At 47.7% G+C, this 18,637-nt stretch carries 20 protein-coding genes; 4 read left to right on the top strand and 16 right to left on the bottom strand.

The genetic code is table 11. The features are described from left to right. Positions 1-198 precede the first annotated feature (198 nt). From ACNFN4_RS07200 to ACNFN4_RS07175, 6 genes are all read right to left on the bottom strand, one after another. Complete coding sequence (locus tag ACNFN4_RS07200; protein ID WP_022553901.1) at positions 199-987, bottom strand: YwqG family protein; 789 nt, start codon at positions 985-987, stop codon at positions 199-201. A gap of 63 nt (positions 988-1,050) precedes the next feature. Next, positions 1,051-2,376: a UDP-glucose dehydrogenase family protein gene (locus ACNFN4_RS07195; protein WP_022553902.1), complete on the bottom strand. Its 1,326-nt coding sequence runs from the start codon at positions 2,374-2,376 to the stop codon at positions 1,051-1,053. Positions 2,377-2,576: 200 nt separating this feature from the next. Then, positions 2,577-3,341 carry a tyrosine-protein phosphatase gene (locus ACNFN4_RS07190; protein WP_021494830.1) on the bottom strand — a complete coding sequence of 255 codons (765 nt, stop codon included), beginning with the start codon at positions 3,339-3,341 and terminating at the stop codon, positions 2,577-2,579. A gap of 45 nt (positions 3,342-3,386) precedes the next feature. Continuing rightward, positions 3,387-4,076, bottom strand: a complete 690-nt coding sequence (locus ACNFN4_RS07185) for a CpsD/CapB family tyrosine-protein kinase (RefSeq protein WP_448200081.1) — start codon at positions 4,074-4,076, stop codon at positions 3,387-3,389. Continuing rightward, positions 4,063-4,809, bottom strand: a complete 747-nt coding sequence (locus tag ACNFN4_RS07180) for a YveK family protein (protein WP_007407552.1) — start codon at positions 4,807-4,809, stop codon at positions 4,063-4,065. The genes ACNFN4_RS07185 and ACNFN4_RS07180 overlap by 14 nt, the downstream gene beginning before the upstream one ends. A gap of 215 nt (positions 4,810-5,024) precedes the next feature. After that, on the bottom strand, positions 5,025-5,168 hold the full coding sequence (locus ACNFN4_RS07175) for a hypothetical protein (protein WP_003151259.1): 144 nt from the start codon (positions 5,166-5,168) through the stop codon (positions 5,025-5,027). A 203-nt stretch (positions 5,169-5,371) separates the two neighbouring features. Here ACNFN4_RS07175 and ACNFN4_RS07170 point away from each other — a divergent pair, with 203 nt between their 5' ends. Further along, positions 5,372-6,982, top strand: coding sequence for an SWIM zinc finger family protein (locus tag ACNFN4_RS07170; RefSeq protein ID WP_014419070.1), 1,611 nt, complete (start codon positions 5,372-5,374; stop codon positions 6,980-6,982). Further along, positions 6,969-9,743 carry a DEAD/DEAH box helicase gene (locus tag ACNFN4_RS07165; protein ID WP_448200080.1) on the top strand — a complete coding sequence of 925 codons (2,775 nt, stop codon included), beginning with the start codon at positions 6,969-6,971 and terminating at the stop codon, positions 9,741-9,743. Before ACNFN4_RS07170 ends, ACNFN4_RS07165 begins: the two co-directional genes overlap by 14 nt. Positions 9,744-9,855: 112 nt before the next feature. Here the strand turns inward: ACNFN4_RS07165 and ACNFN4_RS07160 are convergent, their stop codons facing one another. The 4 genes from ACNFN4_RS07160 to ACNFN4_RS07145 all read right to left on the bottom strand — a co-directional run bounded on the left by ACNFN4_RS07160 (position 9,856) and on the right by ACNFN4_RS07145 (position 12,493). Next, the gene (locus tag ACNFN4_RS07160) at positions 9,856-10,713 is read right to left on the bottom strand and encodes a Cof-type HAD-IIB family hydrolase (protein WP_022553905.1); all 858 of its coding nucleotides are present in this window, start codon (positions 10,711-10,713) and stop codon (positions 9,856-9,858) included. After that, positions 10,710-11,492, bottom strand: a complete 783-nt coding sequence (locus ACNFN4_RS07155) for a DeoR/GlpR family DNA-binding transcription regulator (RefSeq protein WP_003151250.1) — start codon at positions 11,490-11,492, stop codon at positions 10,710-10,712. Before ACNFN4_RS07155 ends, ACNFN4_RS07160 begins: the two co-directional genes overlap by 4 nt. Before the next feature lie 208 nt (positions 11,493-11,700). After that, entirely contained in the window at positions 11,701-12,042 is a 342-nt protein-coding gene (locus tag ACNFN4_RS07150; RefSeq protein ID WP_003151249.1) for a single-stranded DNA-binding protein, read from the bottom strand. Between the two features lie 97 nt (positions 12,043-12,139). After that, positions 12,140-12,493, bottom strand: a complete 354-nt coding sequence (locus ACNFN4_RS07145) for a hypothetical protein (RefSeq protein ID WP_003151247.1) — start codon at positions 12,491-12,493, stop codon at positions 12,140-12,142. A gap of 172 nt (positions 12,494-12,665) precedes the next feature. On the opposite strand from ACNFN4_RS07145, the gene ACNFN4_RS07140 reads away from it, so the two are divergent. Continuing rightward, positions 12,666-13,076, top strand: coding sequence for a YwpF-like family protein (locus tag ACNFN4_RS07140; RefSeq protein WP_007407558.1), 411 nt, complete (start codon positions 12,666-12,668; stop codon positions 13,074-13,076). Between the two features lie 45 nt (positions 13,077-13,121). Here ACNFN4_RS07140 and mscL read toward each other — a convergent pair whose 3' ends face one another. Next, positions 13,122-13,517: a large conductance mechanosensitive channel protein MscL gene (gene mscL / locus ACNFN4_RS07135; protein ID WP_014419073.1), complete on the bottom strand. Its 396-nt coding sequence runs from the start codon at positions 13,515-13,517 to the stop codon at positions 13,122-13,124. A 56-nt stretch (positions 13,518-13,573) separates the two neighbouring features. After that, the gene (gene fabZ / locus ACNFN4_RS07130; RefSeq protein WP_003151242.1) at positions 13,574-13,999 is read right to left on the bottom strand and encodes a 3-hydroxyacyl-ACP dehydratase FabZ; all 426 of its coding nucleotides are present in this window, start codon (positions 13,997-13,999) and stop codon (positions 13,574-13,576) included. A gap of 195 nt (positions 14,000-14,194) precedes the next feature. Between fabZ and ACNFN4_RS07125 the strand changes: the two genes are divergently transcribed. Then, on the top strand, positions 14,195-15,259 hold the full coding sequence (locus ACNFN4_RS07125) for a response regulator aspartate phosphatase (RefSeq protein WP_014419075.1): 1,065 nt from the start codon (positions 14,195-14,197) through the stop codon (positions 15,257-15,259). Between the two features lie 17 nt (positions 15,260-15,276). Here the strand turns inward: ACNFN4_RS07125 and ACNFN4_RS07120 are convergent, their stop codons facing one another. The 4 genes from ACNFN4_RS07120 to spoIIID form a co-directional block, all read right to left on the bottom strand. Continuing rightward, complete coding sequence (locus tag ACNFN4_RS07120; RefSeq protein WP_014419076.1) at positions 15,277-16,098, bottom strand: flagellar hook-basal body protein; 822 nt, start codon at positions 16,096-16,098, stop codon at positions 15,277-15,279. A 24-nt stretch (positions 16,099-16,122) separates the two neighbouring features. Next, positions 16,123-16,920, bottom strand: coding sequence for a flagellar hook-basal body protein (locus ACNFN4_RS07115; protein WP_007614310.1), 798 nt, complete (start codon positions 16,918-16,920; stop codon positions 16,123-16,125). Positions 16,921-17,079: 159 nt separating this feature from the next. Beyond that, positions 17,080-18,081, bottom strand: coding sequence for a cell shape-determining protein Mbl (mbl, locus tag ACNFN4_RS07110; RefSeq protein ID WP_003151237.1), 1,002 nt, complete (start codon positions 18,079-18,081; stop codon positions 17,080-17,082). A gap of 180 nt (positions 18,082-18,261) precedes the next feature. Next, positions 18,262-18,543, bottom strand: a complete 282-nt coding sequence (gene spoIIID / locus ACNFN4_RS07105; protein ID WP_003151236.1) for a sporulation transcriptional regulator SpoIIID — start codon at positions 18,541-18,543, stop codon at positions 18,262-18,264. Between the last annotated feature and the right edge of the window lie 94 nt (positions 18,544-18,637).

Here is an 18,637-nt window from a genome sequence, read left to right as displayed (position 1 = left end):
AATAGACAGAAAGCAGCTTAAATAGGTTAAATGACTTATTTTCAGCAGCCGAGATGCTCATCATTAACGCCAAAAGACTCACATAAACGGCATATCCATTCATTGATCTCCTCTATGTATCCATGATAAATTCCCTAAAAAAAAGGAGACAGTGATGAACCGTCTCCTTTGCCTTGTATCATGATTATCATACTGTCGTTAACTGCAGTCCCAGTTGTACAAAACGTTTGAGAAATCTTTTTTCTTCAAATCTTCCGGTCTGATAAAGAAATTTGCGATTCCCACATCTCCCCACATCGAATCAATGTCATCATCTGAATCAATTTGCAAAAGCAGAATCGTATGGTTTTGATGGGAGTAAGACCGCGGATCTTCCTGGGTGAAGGACGCATAGCCGCCGATTTTATGGCCGAATGCGTTCGCCGTATATTCGTCATACACCTCATCGTCAAACTGCTCGAAATAGTCAAAGGCATCCATCCCGGCATACTGCCTGAATTGAAAATCAGACGGGAGCACCCATTCAGCAGACAGCTCAGGGGTGATCAGCGCTTCGGATTGAATCGGAAAATCGTACTCCTCTTCAACCTGAACGAAAGAAAAATCATTTATGAGCTCCGCTTCTTCTGCTGTCACATGTTCAAAATATTTGACGCAGAAACCCGTTTGCGCGCACCCGTCGTCAAAATTCAAACCGTATACGTCATCACTGACCGATATGTAAAACTGAAGAATGCCGGTGTCCGGAAAATCAGGGAGTCCGGGCATATCCGCAAAATTGATTTGAGCGAGAAGCTTCATCGGCCTGCCGCTTTCATCTTTAGGATATGGTTCATGTTTCGGAAAATAGGGGTCTCCGGCCATTTTACTGTCATACCGGCCCGTTTCAGCTTTTTTGACGTGCAGTTTGATAAAAGGCCGTGCTGACGTTTCCAGCAGACCGCGGGATGATTCCATTTGCTTCGGCAATTTCCATGTTTTTTCCACGATAAATATCCCCTTCGTCTCTAATGATTGTATGATAAAAGGCCGGCGCGGTCCGCCGGCCTTTCAAGTGACAGAATCAGTCTGAGGCACGACGGCTCTTCTTCCGATTGAAATATATTCCACGCCCGCCTGTTCCGCTTCCTCAAGCGAGTGGCAGTTTCTCCCGTCGAAAATAACCGGGGTTTCCATCAGCTCTTTGTACGCTTCAAGCGGAAAATGTTTAATTTGTTCCCAATCTGTCAGAATCAGGACGGCATCCGCTCCCCTGACGGCTTCTTCTATGGACTCCCGATAGGAAACCGCAGCCGGAAGCAGTCCGGAAGCCCGGAATGAAGCGATCGGATCGTACGCTGTCATCCGGGCGTCAAGAGCCGCCAGACGATCCGCAATGACAATGGACGGCGCATCCCGCATATCATCTGTATTCGGCTTAAAAGACAGCCCTAATAACGCGATGGTCTTCCCCGTCACTCCGCCGAGCCTGTTCAGCACTTTATCAACCAGCATGGACTGCTGGTTATTGTTGACTTTAATGACGGACTTCAGCAATTCAAAATCATGCTCCACATGTCCCGCAATCTGCACGAGGGCGTTTGTATCCTTCGGAAAACAGGAACCGCCGTAACCGATGCCGGCTCTTAAGAATTGATTGCCAATCCGTTTATCCAATCCCATTCCGTGTGCGACTGATTCCACGTCCGCACCGACTTTTTCACATATATGAGAAATTTCATTAATAAAACTGATTTTTGCCGCTAAAAATGCGTTTGACGCATATTTGATCATCTCAGCGCTTCTGATGTCCGTATGATATACCGGAATCGCAAGCGGCGCGAAAACCCGGTCAAGCGTTTCCCGCGTCTGCCGGTCTTCAGCCCCGATCACGATGCGGTCGCCGTGAAAGGTATCGTGAATCGCTGAACCTTCACGGAGAAATTCCGGATTCGAGGCGATTGAAATGTTCACGTCCGCTTTCAGCCGTGAATGAATAACTTCTCTGATCCTGTCATTCGTTCCCACAGGAACCGTGCTTTTTGTCACGACAATCGCATCTTTAGAAATATGTTCGGCAATCCGTTCGGCGACATTTTCAATATAAGTAAGGTTTGCGTGCCCGTCTTCTTTTTGCGGTGTCCCGACCGCTATAAAAATAACGTCTGTTTCCGCAAGCCCTTTTTCGTAGCTTGTTTCAAATGCCAGCCGATGCCGGCCGATATTTCGTTTCATCATATCTTCAAGGCCCGGTTCAAAGATAGGGGACAATCCCTTTCTCATCTGCTCAACCTTACGTTCGTCAATATCTATGCATGTTACGTCATGGCCGATTTCTGAAAGAGACACTCCTGTCACAAGACCGACGTAGCCTGTTCCGATCACTGTTATTTTCATCGTGTTCCCCCAACCGTTTAGAAATTGCTGCTGGGCAGCTTACCGTTATTATCATATGATCCCGGCGCCGGCGGAATGCCGGAAGCCTGAGGTCATGATAGGAAAAAACGGCGCCGGCCGCTGATAATAAGCATAAGCATAAAAGAATCATCTTGCAAAACAGCCGCTTACGCTTCATTTAAACGGGATGGAGACGACGATTAAAAAAGACCCCAGCGCTTACGGCGGGCCACAGGCAGCGGAGGTTCCTTATAAACGGCTTTGTTTTCAGCGAGAAGCGCCGCGTTTTCCGTGAGCATGTAAATCAGCTCAGCCCCTGCTTCTTTTTTCAGAACGCCGAGCGCCTCCTGATAATAAAAATTTCTCGGTCCGAGATTATGGGCGTCGGATGCGAGAAAGTGGATCAAATTCGCTTCCATCAGCTGCAGCGAAAAGGATTTCGCTTTCCGCCCGAATGCTCCGGCAATGCAGCCGGCCGTCACTTGGGCGGCCGCGCCTTTCTTCACAAGATTGTATAGGACGGAAGGGTTTTCGCGAATTTCCCTGTTCCGCTCCGGATGGGCGATGACGGGGACATATCCGTTCAGCTGCAGTTCATAAAACAGCCTTTCAGCGTAGGCCGGGACATGATCCGCCGGAAATTCCGCCAGCACATACTTCGTATCATGGAGCGGGACAAGCGAGCCGCTTTGAAGACCTGTCAGCAGATCTCCGTCTGTTCTGATTTCCTGGCCGGGCAGAACAGTCAGCGGAATGCCTTCCTTATTCAAACGTTTGTTTAACATGCTGACCGCTTCGTTGACCGTATGTCGGTCCGTGTCATAGCGGTATTTCACATGATGCGGCGTCGCGATGATCGTATCAATCCCCTGTCTGACCGCTTCTCTCGCCATCTTCAGGCTTTCTGTATCATCCGCCGCGCCGTCGTCTATGGAAGGAAGGATGTGACAATGGATATCTATCATATTTCAATCCCTCCTTAAAAAGAATGGACCGCGCCCATTATGACATTATTGTCCGTAATAGGCGTAGTCCGAGTGTTTCGTTTGTTTCTTCCCGTTCATCACGGCCCCAAGGAGCTTGCACGGGCAGTAATCGAGCGCTTCTTTCGCCTTGGCCGCTTTTTCCTTGTCCGTTTTCCCGCTTGAGATCACCATAATGGCCCCGTCAGTGTAGCTGCCTAATATTTTCGTATCGGCTACGGCCAAAACGGGAGGCGTATCCAAAATCACTTTATCATAAACTGCGCCGGCTTCTGACAGAAGATCTTTCATGGCACCCGTCGATAAAAGCTCCGCCGGATTGGGCGGGATCGGCCCGCTCGTTAAAATATCCAGGTTTGCTTCATCAGCCGGCAGGACGGCTTTCTGAAACGGCATCTGTTTTAACAGCAGTGACGTTAATCCGGTTCCGTTGTCCAATTTGAAGGTGAAATGAACCGTCGGTTTGCGCAGATCCGCATCAATTAAAAGCACTTTTTTCCCCTGCTGTGCAAATACGACGGCAAGGTTGGCCGCGGTTGTCGATTTTCCTTCTTCCGGGCCGGCGGATGTAATCAAAAGGGACTTCACCTCCGTATCAACGGAAGAAAATTCAATGTTTGTGCGGATCGTGCGATATTGTTCTGAGTTGATGGATTTCGGCTCAGACATCGCAATCACGCTTCGTTTTCCGGGTTTGTCTTTTCTACGCGTCAACATGTCCGCCCCCCGCTTGTTTGGTTTCCGCCATCCTCAAGTTTTTGGCAACGCTGTCTTTAGTACTGATTGAAGTAACCGTTCCCAGGATCGGGATGCCGAGCAGCGATTCCAGCTGTTCTTCCGATTTGATCGTATTATCCAGATGTTCCAGCAAAAAGGCGAGACCGATTCCGCCCAAAAGTCCGGCGGCAAACGCAATCGCGATGTTCAGCTTACGGTTAGGCTCTGCCGGTGACTGGCTGTCCGCCGCTTCGGCCTTTGAAAGGATGCTGACATTATCCACGTTCATGATGGCGGTGATCTTGTCCTGAAAAACGGCTGCAACCGCATTTGCCATAACGGCCGCCCGCTTAGCATCCGTATCCCTCACGGCAATCGTCACGACTTGTGAATCCTGCTCGCTGGACACCGTGATTTTCGATTCCAGCTCTTTCGAAGTCATGGACAGATGCAGCTGTTTAATCACTTCGTCGAGGATGACCGGGCTTTTGATGATGACATTATACGTGTTGATTAATTGGAGGTTGGTTTGAACGTCATTGAATTGGACTTCTTTTTGATTGTTTTTGGATTGGCTGACCAAAATTTGAGTTGAGTTTTCATAGACCGGCGTAAGAGCGAAGAAACTGATGAGTCCGCCTGCGGCAGATGCCGCCGCGGTAATAATAAGTATAAACAGCAGACGCTTTCTCAGTATTGCGAATATTTCCTTTATGCTTGTAGATTCTCCCATATAACCTCCATATCACTTTCCGCGTATTCCCATTCCCTCCAATGATCTTTTCCAATTACGATTATACAGCTTTAAACTGTCATTTCTAACCTTTTCAAATGACAAAATTCGACAAAAATAGACAATCACTTCAATCTGTTTTATTTTTGTAAGCGCTTTAAATACTGGTGTCACAGGAAGATTAAAAAATCCCGCGGCCAAGAGCCTGCGGGATTTTATGTTGCATATCCATTTTTAATATAAGAAATCAAATTCTCAAGCATTTCTTTTGTGGTCATCTCAGAGGACTGCTCACCAATGTCGTGCGCATGCATTAAAATCTTCAGAAACTCCTCTTGATCTAACTTCGTTTTCTTCATCATTCGTTTCCTTTCGGCTTCCATTAAATTGAAAACAAGATTATTATATGCTGTCGGGTGCTGTTTTGCAATCTCTAATACATCATTCGACACATTCGGGTTTTTATGTCCTTTTTTAGGAAAAACTTTTTCCGGGCCATGTGTTGCGATATAATAGAGGAATTGGAATCTTTTTATTTTGTGACTCGTTAGGAGCGATAATCATGCTTCAGGATATGATTGCTAAAGAAGATGTGCTCGCAGCGGCTGAACAGCTTAAAGAACTTCTTCCTTACAATGAAGACAATGTTCAGCTGATGAAGAAAGCACTCATTTTATATCGGCAGGATTCCGTCTATCGTATACAGGTTCAAACCCCGACAGAGATTTCCGCATATGTGCAGGATGTTGTGCCTGTAAGGGTCACGCTGAACTTATTTTTCATGGTGAAAAGCGGCTGCGCATGCCCGTCTGAGGCGATCTGCCGCCACGTGCTGGCCGTTTTTCTTTACGTATATGCCCAATTCGAGCGGGTCGGTACCTTTACCGAACATTGGCTGGAAAGAGAAAAGCTTGAGGAAAGCAGGGAGCTTGTCCGCCGGCAGTTTCAGGAAAAAGTGCTGCCGAATGAAGAGTCGCTGTCAAGCTGGCTCGCTTTTTTTGATTCGGAATTCTCGCTGTGGGAGGCGCGGACGCCGGCCGGAAGCCAGACGATGCAGGGCCTTTATTACGGCTATCTGTCAGCGCTCAAAAAACACGCCCCGAAAAAACCCGAGCTTAAAAGCTTATATCAGATTCATTCGGCGCTTGCCGTCTGGCTTCACATGTTCACTTTGATTGAGTCAGGCAGATTGGATGCCGAAAAAGATTATTACAGCATCAATCCATACGTGGAACAGCTGATGGATACGATTTATTCCTCCATTGACAGACTGAAAACGTACGCCTTGTCTTTTTCACTCGATCCTTTTTTAGACCGGACGCCCCCGGTGCTCCGCAGACTGCTTGTGAAAGAAGAGCTTTTTCAATACGAACGCCTCCGGGTATTCGGTGAGATGTGGAGCGCGCTTTTGAACCGGCCGAAATGGGTCGCGCGTGAACAGGAGATTCTCGCACAGGAAAGCGGGCGCCGTTTTTCGCCGGAAGTGCGGTTCGGACGGCTTCATCTGGCCTTTTTGCAAAAAGATGATGAAGCGGTCTTCCAAGATATGTCCCGCTTCCCTCCTGAAGCGCTGCCGTATACTTTTCAATGGCTCGGTGAACTCACCGCGAAAAAAGACTGGAAACGGCTGAAAACATGGTATGGCCGGATCGAACCGCTTGCCGTGAACTATACGAAGCTTGATAAGCCGTTTAAAGAAATGCGCGACATCATCGGAGAGCTGTTCGCGCTATTGGCGGATTACGCGCGGCACTCACGGGATGATCAGCTGTTTGAACGGTTTGCTTCCGGCTGCCTTCCCTATACCTTTACCGAATACAGCCAGTACCTGTACGAAAAACGGCGGTACGCGGAGTGGGTGGAGATTCACAGCCTCGTCGGTTTTTCCGTCTGGGAAATCGAAAAGGACATCCTGAAGGAAATTGCCGCCAGTGATCCGGAAGCGCTCATCCCCTCCTATCACCGGGCGGCGGCCTTTTTTATCGATCAAAAAAACCGCAGCGCCTATAAAGAGGCTGCACGCCATCTGAAAAAACTGCGGACGCTTTATAAAAAGGCAAAAAAACAGCAGGTATGGGAGCGGTATATCAGCCGGCTGAGCGCAAGTTACAAGAGGCTGCGCGCCCTTCAAGAAGAATTGCAGAAAGGAAAGTTGATTGATGGCGAGTCTTAAGGAAATTTTCATTCATGTAGAACAAATGGAAGATTGGACATTTACGCTGTCAAGCCATGATGAGAAGGAGCAGCCGCTTACTCTCAGTCAGATGAAGACTCATTTGTTCCAATGGCATGAGTCCACCTTTTACGGAACGTTTCTTGAAGACGTCAGCTTCATAGGCACTCCGGCCGTTCTGCTCAGCCCGTGGATGACCGTCGAGCTGCTCGGAAAAAACTCGTTCAATTCATTCAGCACCGTGCAGCTGACAAAGGAAACGGAACCATTAATCGAAGCGGCTTCGACGATATACGAATTTATTGCCGACGGCGATTTTCTTCCGGACTATGAGGCTTGGCAAAATGGCGTCCTGCGTTTCAAAGACCGCGAGCTTTTGCTGGAAGGCTTTACGGCAGACTGGTTCTCAGCCGCGGTCCAGGACTACATTCAGTACAATGATGACCTGCTGGAAAAATGGCGGCGGATCGAAACCCGCTCACCGGCCGTTCATACGTTTAAAGGCTCCTTTTTGGATGAAGATGATTTTCTCGAGGGAATCGGCTGGCATGACGATCTGACGCCGTTTACCGTCGGGCTCCGATTAAACGAGCCTGATTTCGACGGTGACGACTGGAAAATCGAAATGTTTTTACGTGAGAAAAAAACCGGCTCCATCACCTTTTTTGACGGACTGAAGGGACTGAAAAAAGCGTGGCAGGCATACAGCGGAAAAATCGCGCGCGAACAGGACCGCTTCCGCAGAACGGTTCCCTGGCTTTCGTTTGATTCAGGAACGACGCTGATTTCTGAAGAAGAGGCTTGGATCTTCTTATCGGAAGCGAGTGAGACGCTTGTCGATATGGGTGTGGAGATTCTTCTCCCATCATGGTGGCAGATTGTCCGGGACAGCAATATGATGCTCAAGGCGAAAGTGTCATCCTCCCCGCGGGGCGAGTCCTTCGTCGGTATGAACGCTCTGCTTGATTTCAACTGGAGATTCGCCACTAACGGAATTGAGCTGACAGAGGATGAATTCAATGAGCTTGTCGCAAACAACAGACGTCTCGTCAACATCCGCGGCCAATGGGTGAAAATTGATCCGCAATTTATTAAACAGATGAAAAAACTGATGGAAAAAGCGGAATCTGAGGGCCTCCACATGTCCGACGTGCTGGCGCGCGAACTGATGGATCACGGGGAAAACGGAGCCGAGGACACGGACATCATTGACTCATCGGCATTTGCCGGGATCAAGATCGAATTATCAAAGCATCTCAGAAGCCTGATCCGCAAACTGACGGAAGCCTGGGATCTGCCGGAACATGAAGTCAGCGACGCGTTTCAGGGCCAGCTCCGCCCTTATCAGATGTACGGCATGAACTGGCTTCTGTTTTTACGGGAAAACGGCTTCGGCGCCTGTCTCGCAGATGACATGGGACTTGGAAAGACGATTCAGATGATCGCTTATTTTCTCCATGTGAAGGAAAGCGGCCGGCAAAAAGCGCCTGCCTTAATCATTGCGCCGACATCGGTGCTCGGCAACTGGCAGCGTGAGCTCCAGACCTTCGCGCCGCAGCTGAAGGCCGTGCTTCATTACGGCCCCCGCCGGCCGAAGGGGGAAGCATTTGTCCCGGCCTATCAGGACGCGGACGTCGTTCTTACTTCTTACGGCCTCTCGCACGCCGATCAGGAAGAGCTTTCTTCCGTGACATGGAGCACCATCTGCCTTGATGAAGCGCAAAATATTAAAAACGCGCATACGAAGCAGTCCCGCGCGATCAGAAAGCTGAAAGGCGTCCATCATATCGCGCTGAGCGGAACACCGATGGAAAACCGCCTGACAGAGCTTTGGTCGATCTTTGATTTTATGAACAAAGGCTATCTCGGCAGTCTGACCGGCTTTCATAAACGCTATGTGCTGCCGATTGAAAAAGACCGTGACGAAAAAAGAATCAACCAGCTTCAGCAGTTAATCCGGCCGTTTTTACTGCGCCGGACAAAACGGGATGAAGAAGTGGCGCTTAATCTTCCTGACAAGCTGGAACAAAAAGAGTTTATCCCGCTCTCAGCCGAACAGGCATCCCTTTATGAACAGCTTGTCAAAGATACATTTGAACATATGGCTTCTCTGACCGGGATGCAACGGAAAGCGCTGATTTTGAGCATGCTCGGCCGCTTGAAACAAATATGCGACCATCCTGCGCTCTATTTGAAGGAAGAACAGACAGAGCTGTTAAACGGGAGATCCGTCAAACTGGAAAAGCTGCTTGATTTAATGGCGGCGATCCGCGGACAAGGGGAAAGCTGCCTCATTTTCACCCAATACATTCAGATGGGCAACATGATGAAGCGCCTCCTGGAAAAAGCATTCGGAGAACCGGTTCAGTTTTTAAACGGAAGCCTATCCAAGCAGGAACGCGATTCTCTCGTCGAACGGTTCCAGAAGAAAGAATACCCGACGCTGATTTTGTCACTGAAAGCGGGCGGAACCGGCCTGAACCTGACGGCTGCCAATCATGTCATTCACTATGACAGATGGTGGAATCCGGCGGTGGAAAACCAGGCGACCGACCGCGCCTACCGAATCGGCCAGGAACGGTTCGTCCATGTTCACAAACTCATTACGACGGGAACGATTGAAGAAAAAATTGATGCCATGCTCGAAACGAAACAAACGCTGAACGATCAGATTATCCAAAGTGAAAATTGGATTACCGAGCTGTCATCCGCTGAGCTTGAAGAATTATTCACCCTCAGCGCATCGGCGCAATCACATTAAACGCAAAAAGGCCGGCTCTCTCAGAAGAGCCGGTCTTTTATGTCGTCCTTACTGTTACGCCGCATTTGCCATGAATGCGTCACGCCAGTCATGAACAGTATCGCCATACCTTTCACAGTAAATTCCTGATCATATGCGCAACGCCGTTTTGATCATTTGTCAATGTAACGGCATCAGCGATCTCTTTAATATCTTCTCTCGCATTCCCCATCGCTATGCCTTTTCCGGCCGCCTGAAGCATTGAATAGTCATTTAAGCTGTCACCGACCGCGGCGGTTTCAGCCATCGGAATGCCGAGCTTTTGCGCCAGCCGTTTGAGCGCCTGCCCTTTAGAGGCGTTTCGAGACGCCAGTTCGAAGTTGTGGTCGGCAGAGCTGACAAGGGTGAGATCTTTCTGACCGCTGAATCGGTCCCAGCCCGCTTTCAGCTTCCGCTCATCAAACGAAAATCCGAGAATATTATAAAAATCCAGATGCTCTTCTTTCTCAAAGAGCTCACGGTATGAATGAATGTAAGCAAAGCCGGACTGGCTGTATTGCACTGAAGCCGCCTGTTCCAAAACGGAAAGATCGGTTTCCGGATTGGCGCTTTTCACCCGGTCCATTTCGATATCGAGCAGCTGCCTGCCGGTTTCAGGCGTATAGATGGCTTTGTTTGTAAACACCTCATAGTAATATTGATTCTCTTCAAGCCATGACAAAATGCCGCGGGCTCTTGTTTCTGCAATCGCATCACAGTGGTACAGGCTGCCGTCAGGAGCATGAATGGCGGCTCCGTTTGCGCTGATGACCCACGTTTTTATGCCGAGCGGTTCGAATATGGAATGCACGTCAAAATGCGCGCGTCCCGTGGAAACCACGATTTCAATTCCCGCTTGCCGGGCTTCCCTTAAAGCCCGCTCATTTTCATCGCTTACTTGATGACTGCTGTTCAGCAGTGTGCCGTCCAGATCTATGGCAATCAGTTTCACATGTCCTCATCCTCTTCTTCAGATTCAGTTACAAGCAATTCTACGCCGTGCCGGTCGAGCAGATCGCAAAAATCCTGATCAGGCAGCCGATCGGTAATCAGCAGGTCAACCTCGTGCAGGTCTGCATACTGATAAAAACTCGTACGGCCAAGCTTGGAGTGATCGCTCAGCGCAATCACCTGTTCCGCCTGTCGGATCATTTTACGCTTTACCATGCCGTCTTCTTCATGAGGTATCGTCAGGCCGTTTTCCGAGATGCCGACAACGCCGATCAGCACCTTATCGGCGTGATAATCCCCCAGTTTTTCTACGACGGAAGCCCCGTATAAAAACCGGTGTTCCTTCTGGAGCTTTCCGCCGAGCAGGTGAATATCAATTCCCTCTTTTGCGGAAAGGATATCGGCCTGATTGATCGAATTTGTAATAACAGTGCAGCCGGTGACATTTAAATGCTCCGCGCAGGCCTGCACGGTTGTCGAGGTGTCCAGGATGATCCGGTCTCCTTTATGGATCAGGGATGCGGCCAGCTTGCCGATTTTGTTTTTCTCTTCAGAAACGGTTTTCAGCCGGCCCGAATAGCCCGGAACTTCCTGATTCACCGACGGCAGAATCGCGCCGCCCCGTGTTCTGATAATGGCCCCGCGCTCTTTCAGCTTTACAAGGTCCCTTCTTGCGGTATCTCTTGAAATATGAAGCAGCGAACATATCTGTTCAGCGGTGATCCGCCGATGCTGTTTCAAATATTCCATTATCGCAATCAGTCTTTCTTCTTGATACACGTCCTCATTCCCTTTTTCGTCACTTATCTGTAAGTAATTATAAGTTTTTATCCCGATATATTCAATGTTTTTAAGTATTCATAAGCGAAATCACTTCTTTTTAACCATTTTTTAGCTCCCGCACAAAAAAACCAGTCTTTCGACTGGCAAATGGGAAGGAGGTATTGCGGGGCCCGCTGAATGGCGGGAAATCGAGGAAAAAAGCATGCTATTCAGCCAGCGGCTCTTTCCGTTTTTGATCCATAAACCGAACGGTATCAGCCATGACCTCGGTCACATAAACTTTTACGCCGTCTGTCTTTTCATAGCTTCTCGTCTGGATTCTGCCGCTTACACCGACCATTGACCCTTTTTGGCAGTACAATGCCGTGTTTTCAGCGTTTTTTCTCCAGATGGTGCAGTTGACGAAGTCGGTTCCGGTTTCACCCGACGCGCTTTTAAAATTGCGGTTTACCGCCAGCGTAATATGCGCGACGGGAATGCCCGCTGATGTAAAACGGAGCTCCGGATCTTTCGTCAGCCGGCCGACAAGCATAACGTGGTTAAACAAGCCGTATCCTCCTCTCTTTTTCGAGGCTGGCTTCATTGTAGTACAAGGGCTCGTGAAAGCAAAAAGCGGAAAAAGCCGTTATCCGTTTAGGCTGCTCTTATGTTTTCGTTTTTCTTTCTGATAAAAAAAACTTTTGTTTTTGACCGCTTATGTAATATGTATTTTTGAGCAGCCGCGAGAAAAGTTTCGTTTTGAGCCAGTCTTTCTCAAACATGCGGACAAACTTTCCGCCGTCCCATGCGAACCAGTAAAAACTCAGCTTTTTATCAGTCAGTGAAAGCTGAATTTTATACTGTTCCATGCGGTCTTTTGTTTCATATAAAAAGACGACATTTCCCCTTCTGTTAAGATGCACCTCACAATCTTCCTTTTTGCATACCAAGTAGGAATGATCGTCTTTTCGCCTTGAACCGTCTTCTATATAGATTTCCTTCAGGCGCAATTGATTCATAAGCATCTCTCCATGACCATATTCTTTTACATTATAATGAAAAAATAGAAATGATTAAATGTTGACCGCCTACAAAAATGATGAAGCATGTCTTACAGCATTTTCCCGGGAAAAATGATATGTGTTATAATAAATGAACGAAAAACATGGACAACAGGGGTGAAAATAAGAGATGAAAACCTTTAAACTGGTTGATCTGAATGTGGAACGTTTAGATAAAGACGATCAGCCGATTGAGCAGTTTCCCCTTTTAGACGGATTGATTATTAACAAAGAGGACGGAGAAAATCACTGGTTAATTGAAGCACTGGTCCCGGCCGAACACTTTTCTTTTTTTGACATGCTGATGAAAAGCCAGAAAGAAGCGAAGGTGTTTGTAACGATTACGAAAAAAAGCAACCGTCCCGCCCAGCTGACGGGAAGCATCAAAAATATCGTCGAGCTGGAAAGAAGTATACAAGTTTTAATTTACGGTCAAATGGTGTCAAGAAATCACCCCGGATCAGAAAGCATTCTGGAGTCGCTCGTGAAAGAAGGCTACTCGGGCAGCCGGCTGATTGAAGCGTTTAAACAAAAATTATAATCATGAAAAAGGCCGGACGTTAATCATCCAGCCTTTTTTTGTGCCTTAGTCATTGTGAGGAGCCCGCTGTTTCAGCAGATCTCTGATTTCAGTCAGCAGTTCTGTCTGCTGATCTGTTTCCTCGGCTTCTTCAGCCTCTTCTTCTGCTTCTTTTTTACGTCTCAGCTTGCCTATTGTGCGGATCACGATAAAAATAGAAAATGAAATAATGAAGAAGTTCACAATCGTTTGAATGAAGCTTCCGTACTTGATATGAGCCTCGCCGAATGTCACGGCCAGCCCTGAAAAGTCAAGACCGCCAAGAAGCAGGCCGACAAGCGGCATGATGATGTCTTCAACGAGCGACGTCACGATTTTGCCGAAAGCGCCGCCGATGACGACACCGATTGCCAGATCCATGATATTGCCCCGCATCGCAAAGCTTTTAAATTCTGACCACATTAGATTCACCCCTTTCTATACAAAATGGGCTTTTTTATAAGCCCATTTGTTTGTTTTTATTCTCCGAGCGCAAAAGTTAATTCAGCTTCACACACGAGCTCGCCGTCAACTTTGGCAACGCCTTTGCCGCGTCCGATCGTACCGCGCGCGCGGGTAATATCAACCTCAAGCTCCAGCTTGTCACCCGGTTTTACCTGCTTTTTGAAACGGCAGTTATCAATCCCCGCAAAAAATGCAAGTCTGCCCCGGTTTTCTTCTTTAATCAGCATCGCAACCGCTCCGACCTGCGCCAAAGCCTCTACGATTAATACGCCCGGCATAACAGGGTATTCAGGAAAATGGCCGTTGAAAAAATCTTCATTCGCCGTCACATTTTTATATCCCGCCGCCCGTTTTCCTTCTTCGACTTCCGTAATTCTGTCTACCAGAAGAAACGGATAGCGATGGGGAATAATTTCTTTAATTTGCTGAGTATCAAGCATTCTCTTGACATCTCCTTCATCGACAATAGTATGTATAGAAGGTATATGTGGCAACCAATCTGTACATTTGGAAGTATATTATGAATCAATTTCTTTTTCAACCGCGCTGTAAACTGTAACCAGCTGGCAATGAGCCTCGTCCATTAATGTGTTATGATAAATAAAGATTTTTACCCTATGCAAAGAGGTTGGAAGATGATTGCTAAGTTTACTGAAAAACGTACGCGGGTGATGCTGAATGAGTGGTATGACGCCATGGGAAAACGCCAATTCGATCTAGCCCGTTCCCTTCACGAACAAATCAATCAGCATCTCCCCAAATTACAAAAGAATACAAAGCTCAAACTCAGATATCAGCTGTTTTTCGCACGGTTTCAGCTGCTGTTTGAGAAAAAAGACGGTCTGAATAAGCTGTTCTGCGAGCTGAAGCGGCGCAAAGATGAGATGGATCATGAATTAACTTATTATTTCTATTTTTTCAAAGGGTTATTCCATATGGTGAATGGCGCTCCGAACCGTGCTGTCTGCCGCTTTAAAGAAGCTGAACAGTACCTGCCGGCCATTCAGGACCGTTTCGAAGCCGCTGAATTTTATTATAAAACAGCGGGTGCATATTACATGATGAAGTCGCCTGCGCTCTCCATTCAATATGTCAATAAAGCGCTGGAAATCTATCAAGATGAAGCCGGCTACATCAAAAAAACGCTCAGCTGCCGGCTGCTTCTCGCCGTGAATTATATAGACGAGGCACGCTATGAAGACGCAGAACAGCTCTTTAATGAATCCATAAAGATAACGGACCGGATCAATGACAATAACCTGCTGTGCCACGCCTATTATAATTTTGGTTTTTTAAAGACCGCCCAGAAAAAAGATAAAGAGGCCCTCCCTTTTTACAAAAAGGTATTGGGCAATCAGCGTTTCGAGAAAGAGTCTCCCGTTTCCTACCTTCATTGTGTGTACGAAGCGGTCAGAGCACTTTTTAAAACCGGATCTGCCGCCGAAGGAAAAACCGTGCTGCAGAAAGGTTTATACATATCTGACAAAGTGCAGAACAAGATTATGAAATTGAAGCTGACCGCGCTCAACATACTGTACACCGCTCAGGAGGACCCGTACGACCGATTGCAGAAGCTTGTGCTGGAGCTGCAGAAAATTGAAGCGTGGGTGGATTTGGAAGTGCTGCTTCAGGATATTACTGATTACTACAAAAAAAAGGGCGATTTTGAGAAAGCCGCATTTTTTATCATGCGCGGCTGATCAAAACGCCCCTTCTTTTATCTGACTGAGTTGATTAAGCCCAGCATTTGGTCTCCCAATGTAATCGTGCGGCTGTTCAGCTGATAGGAACGCTGAGACACGATTAAGTCGGTCATTTCTTTTGACATATCGACATTTGAACTTTCAAGCGCGCCCTGCTCCATGCCGATTGCCTGCCGGTTTGCGCCGGTAAGCTCTTCAATCGCTGAAGCCCCCGCGCCGTTTACGGAAAACAGATTATCCCCTTCCGCATGAAGCGCCTGAGGATTATTGACATTGACGATGCCGAGATTAAACGTCTGCGAACGGGTTCCCGCCTGGTCTGAAGCAGTCAGCGTTCCGGTTTTGCTGATTTTCAGCTGAGTCAGCGAACTGTCAATTTGTATGGGCTGACCGTTCTCATCGAGAATGGGATTGCCTCCCGCTGTCATCAGCTGAAGCAGCCGGTCATTTCCGCCTGCCGGCTTGAGGGAAAGTGAGCCGTCCCTTGTATACACCCGCCGTCCGTCCGCTTCTGCCTGAAGATATTGATAAGGTGATGTGAACGCGATATCAAGGTCACGGTCGGTTTTTTTGATGCTTCCCTGCCCTGAGTCCAGCTGCGGAGTCATGACCGTTCCGGCGCCGAGACGCAGGCCGGGCGGCGTTTTCCGCATGTCCGGCGAATTTTCCTTTTTGTCATCTATATGGTCATACTGCTGTCTGATCAGCTCGGAAAAGCGGGAGTCCCTCGCTTTATAGCCTGTCGTATCACTGTTTGAAAGGTTGCTGCTGACTGTATCCATCTGCTGCTGAAGCTGATTTAAGGCTGTTGAAGCCGTCAGCATTGATCTGAGCATCATAATTGAACGTCCCCCATTTTGTTACACTTTGCCGATTTCATTTGCGGCTTTATCCATGCTTTTATCGTAAGCCTGAATGACTTTCTGATTGGCTTCAAATGATCTGTATGCTTCCGTCATTTCTGTATACGTGCTCGTCACGTCCACGTTCGAAAGCTCCGAGACGCCTTGCTTTAATGAATACGAGACTTGGGGATTCGCCGCCGCGCTCGGCAGTTCAGAGCCGTCGGCCGTGCTGTATAGGTCATTGCCGTCCCGTTTCAGATTGCGCACGTCTTCTTCCATTCTGATATCAATCTGCCCCGCCGGCCGGCCGTTTGTCGTGACCGTTCCGTTTTCTGATACGGTGAATTTTTCATTGTCGACTGTAATCGGCTGTCCGTTTGTTGATAACACAAGGTTTCCGTTTATCGTAAGCTGATTGTTTTCATTTAATGAGAAAGTGCTGCTTTTTGAATAGCGGACGCCGCCCGCGGTCTGCACGGGATAAAACAGCTCGGCGTTTTCATTCGTTTCGGCATTCTTGGGAACCTGATTCTCCATCAGCGCGATATCCGTCGGCTGATCGGTCGTTTTCAGGCTTCCCTGCGTAAACAACGGTTTCAGCTCCTGCATGTATACGCCTGTGTTGACGGAGCCGATTTTCGTTTTTTTATCGCCTTCTATTCGGCTCAGAAGCATCTCGGGAAAGGCGCGGATTGAACCTTGATCCTCTTTGTACCCTGATGTATTCGCGTTTGCGATGTTATTTGACAGCATTTCCGTTCTTCTCTGCTGTGTAATCATTGCGGACGTTGCGGTATATAATCCTTTTAACAAGTCTTCCACCTCTGAAATAGCATTATTTCCAGTTGCCTCACCGGAACATTTGTTCTATAATGAAAATCAGCATTTTTTCTTATTATCGGATTTACATTCCCGTTCGTGAAGGGTTTGGCAGAAAAAAACCCCATTCTTTTTCAGAATGAGGTTTTATCATCAGCTCAGTTTGCGTTTTGGAAGCTTGTCCATGTTATCCAGCATGACGCCGGTTCCGACCGCAACACAATCCATCGGGTTCTCAGCGACAAGAACAGGCACCCTCAGCTCTTCGGCAAGAAGCTGGTCAAGCCCGTTTAACAGCGCTCCCCCGCCGGTAATGATAACGCCGCGGTCAATGATGTCAGCGGACAATTCAGGCGGTGTTCTTTCAAGAACCTGCTTGGCGGCCTGCACAATGACGGCAACTGATTCACGAAGGGCTTCTTCTACTTCTTTGCTGTTTACTGTAATCGTTCTCGGCAGACCGGAAACCATGTCACGGCCGCGGATGGTGATTTCTTCATGACGTGCGTCTGGGAAAACCGTTGCGACCTTCACCTTAATATCTTCAGCGGTACGTTCACCGATCAGCAGCTTATACTCGCGTTTGATATAATTTAAGATTTCCATGTCAAACTTGTCCCCAGCCATCTTAATAGAAGAGGAGGTGACAATATCGCCCATAGAAATAACTGCGATATCTGTCGTACCGCCTCCGATGTCAACAACCATGTTACCGCTCGGCTGGAAGATTTCCATACCCGCGCCGATAGCGGCAACTTTTGGTTCTTCTTCAAGGTACACATGCTTTCCGCCGCTTTTTTCAGCTGCTTCTTTAATCGCTTTTTGCTCAACGGATGTAATATTCGTCGGGCAGCAGATCAGCATGCGCGGTTTTGAGAAAAGTCCTTTTACATTCAGCTTATTAATGAAATGTTTCAGCATGGCTTCTGTTACTTCGAAGTCTGCGATTACGCCGTCTTTCAGCGGACGGATCGCAACAATATTCCCAGGTGTACGTCCAACCATTCGTCTGGCTTCTTCACCGACAGCCAGCACTTTGCCGCTGTTTTTATCAAGTGCCACAACGGAAGGCTCATTCAGAACAATTCCTTTTCCTTTTACATGGATCAGTACATTTGCAGTACCGAGGTCAATTCCAATATCCCTTGCAAACATCTATTTATATCCTCCTTGATATCTGTTTCACAGTAAAATATCCACATTGTGCCCTAATTATATATATTATCATAATTTATCAAAAAAAAGCTGCTGAACGATATAAGTTCTTGACAAAATTTTGCGGATATTCGCGAAACCGCCCGGGAGGAGAAAAAAGGGCCCGGCAGACGTCAGGCGCTACGGCTGCTGAACGGGCTCCCCTTCAAGAATTTCATCCTTCTTGTACTTTAATTTCGTCGCCTCTCCCCCTCTTAAATGTCTGATGGATTTATGATAATCGAGTATTTCTTTTACTTCATTCGCCAAGTCAGGATTGATTTCAGGCAGGCGCTCTGTCAGATCTTTGTGTACGGTACTTTTGGAAACACCAAACTCTTTCGCAATGACACGAACGGTTTTTTTCGTCTCCACGATATACTTACCAATCTTGATTGTTCGCTCTTTGATGTAATCGTGCACACCACTCGACCTCCCCAGTTGGATGTGAGAAGTGTGAAATGAGATCCGTATTCTGTAACAGATTCACTGATGATGCAGCTTCTTCGTTGTCCGA

This window comes from Bacillus sp. N1(2025) (assembly GCF_053470005.1).
This window is presented reverse-complemented; position numbering and strand designations above follow the sequence as displayed.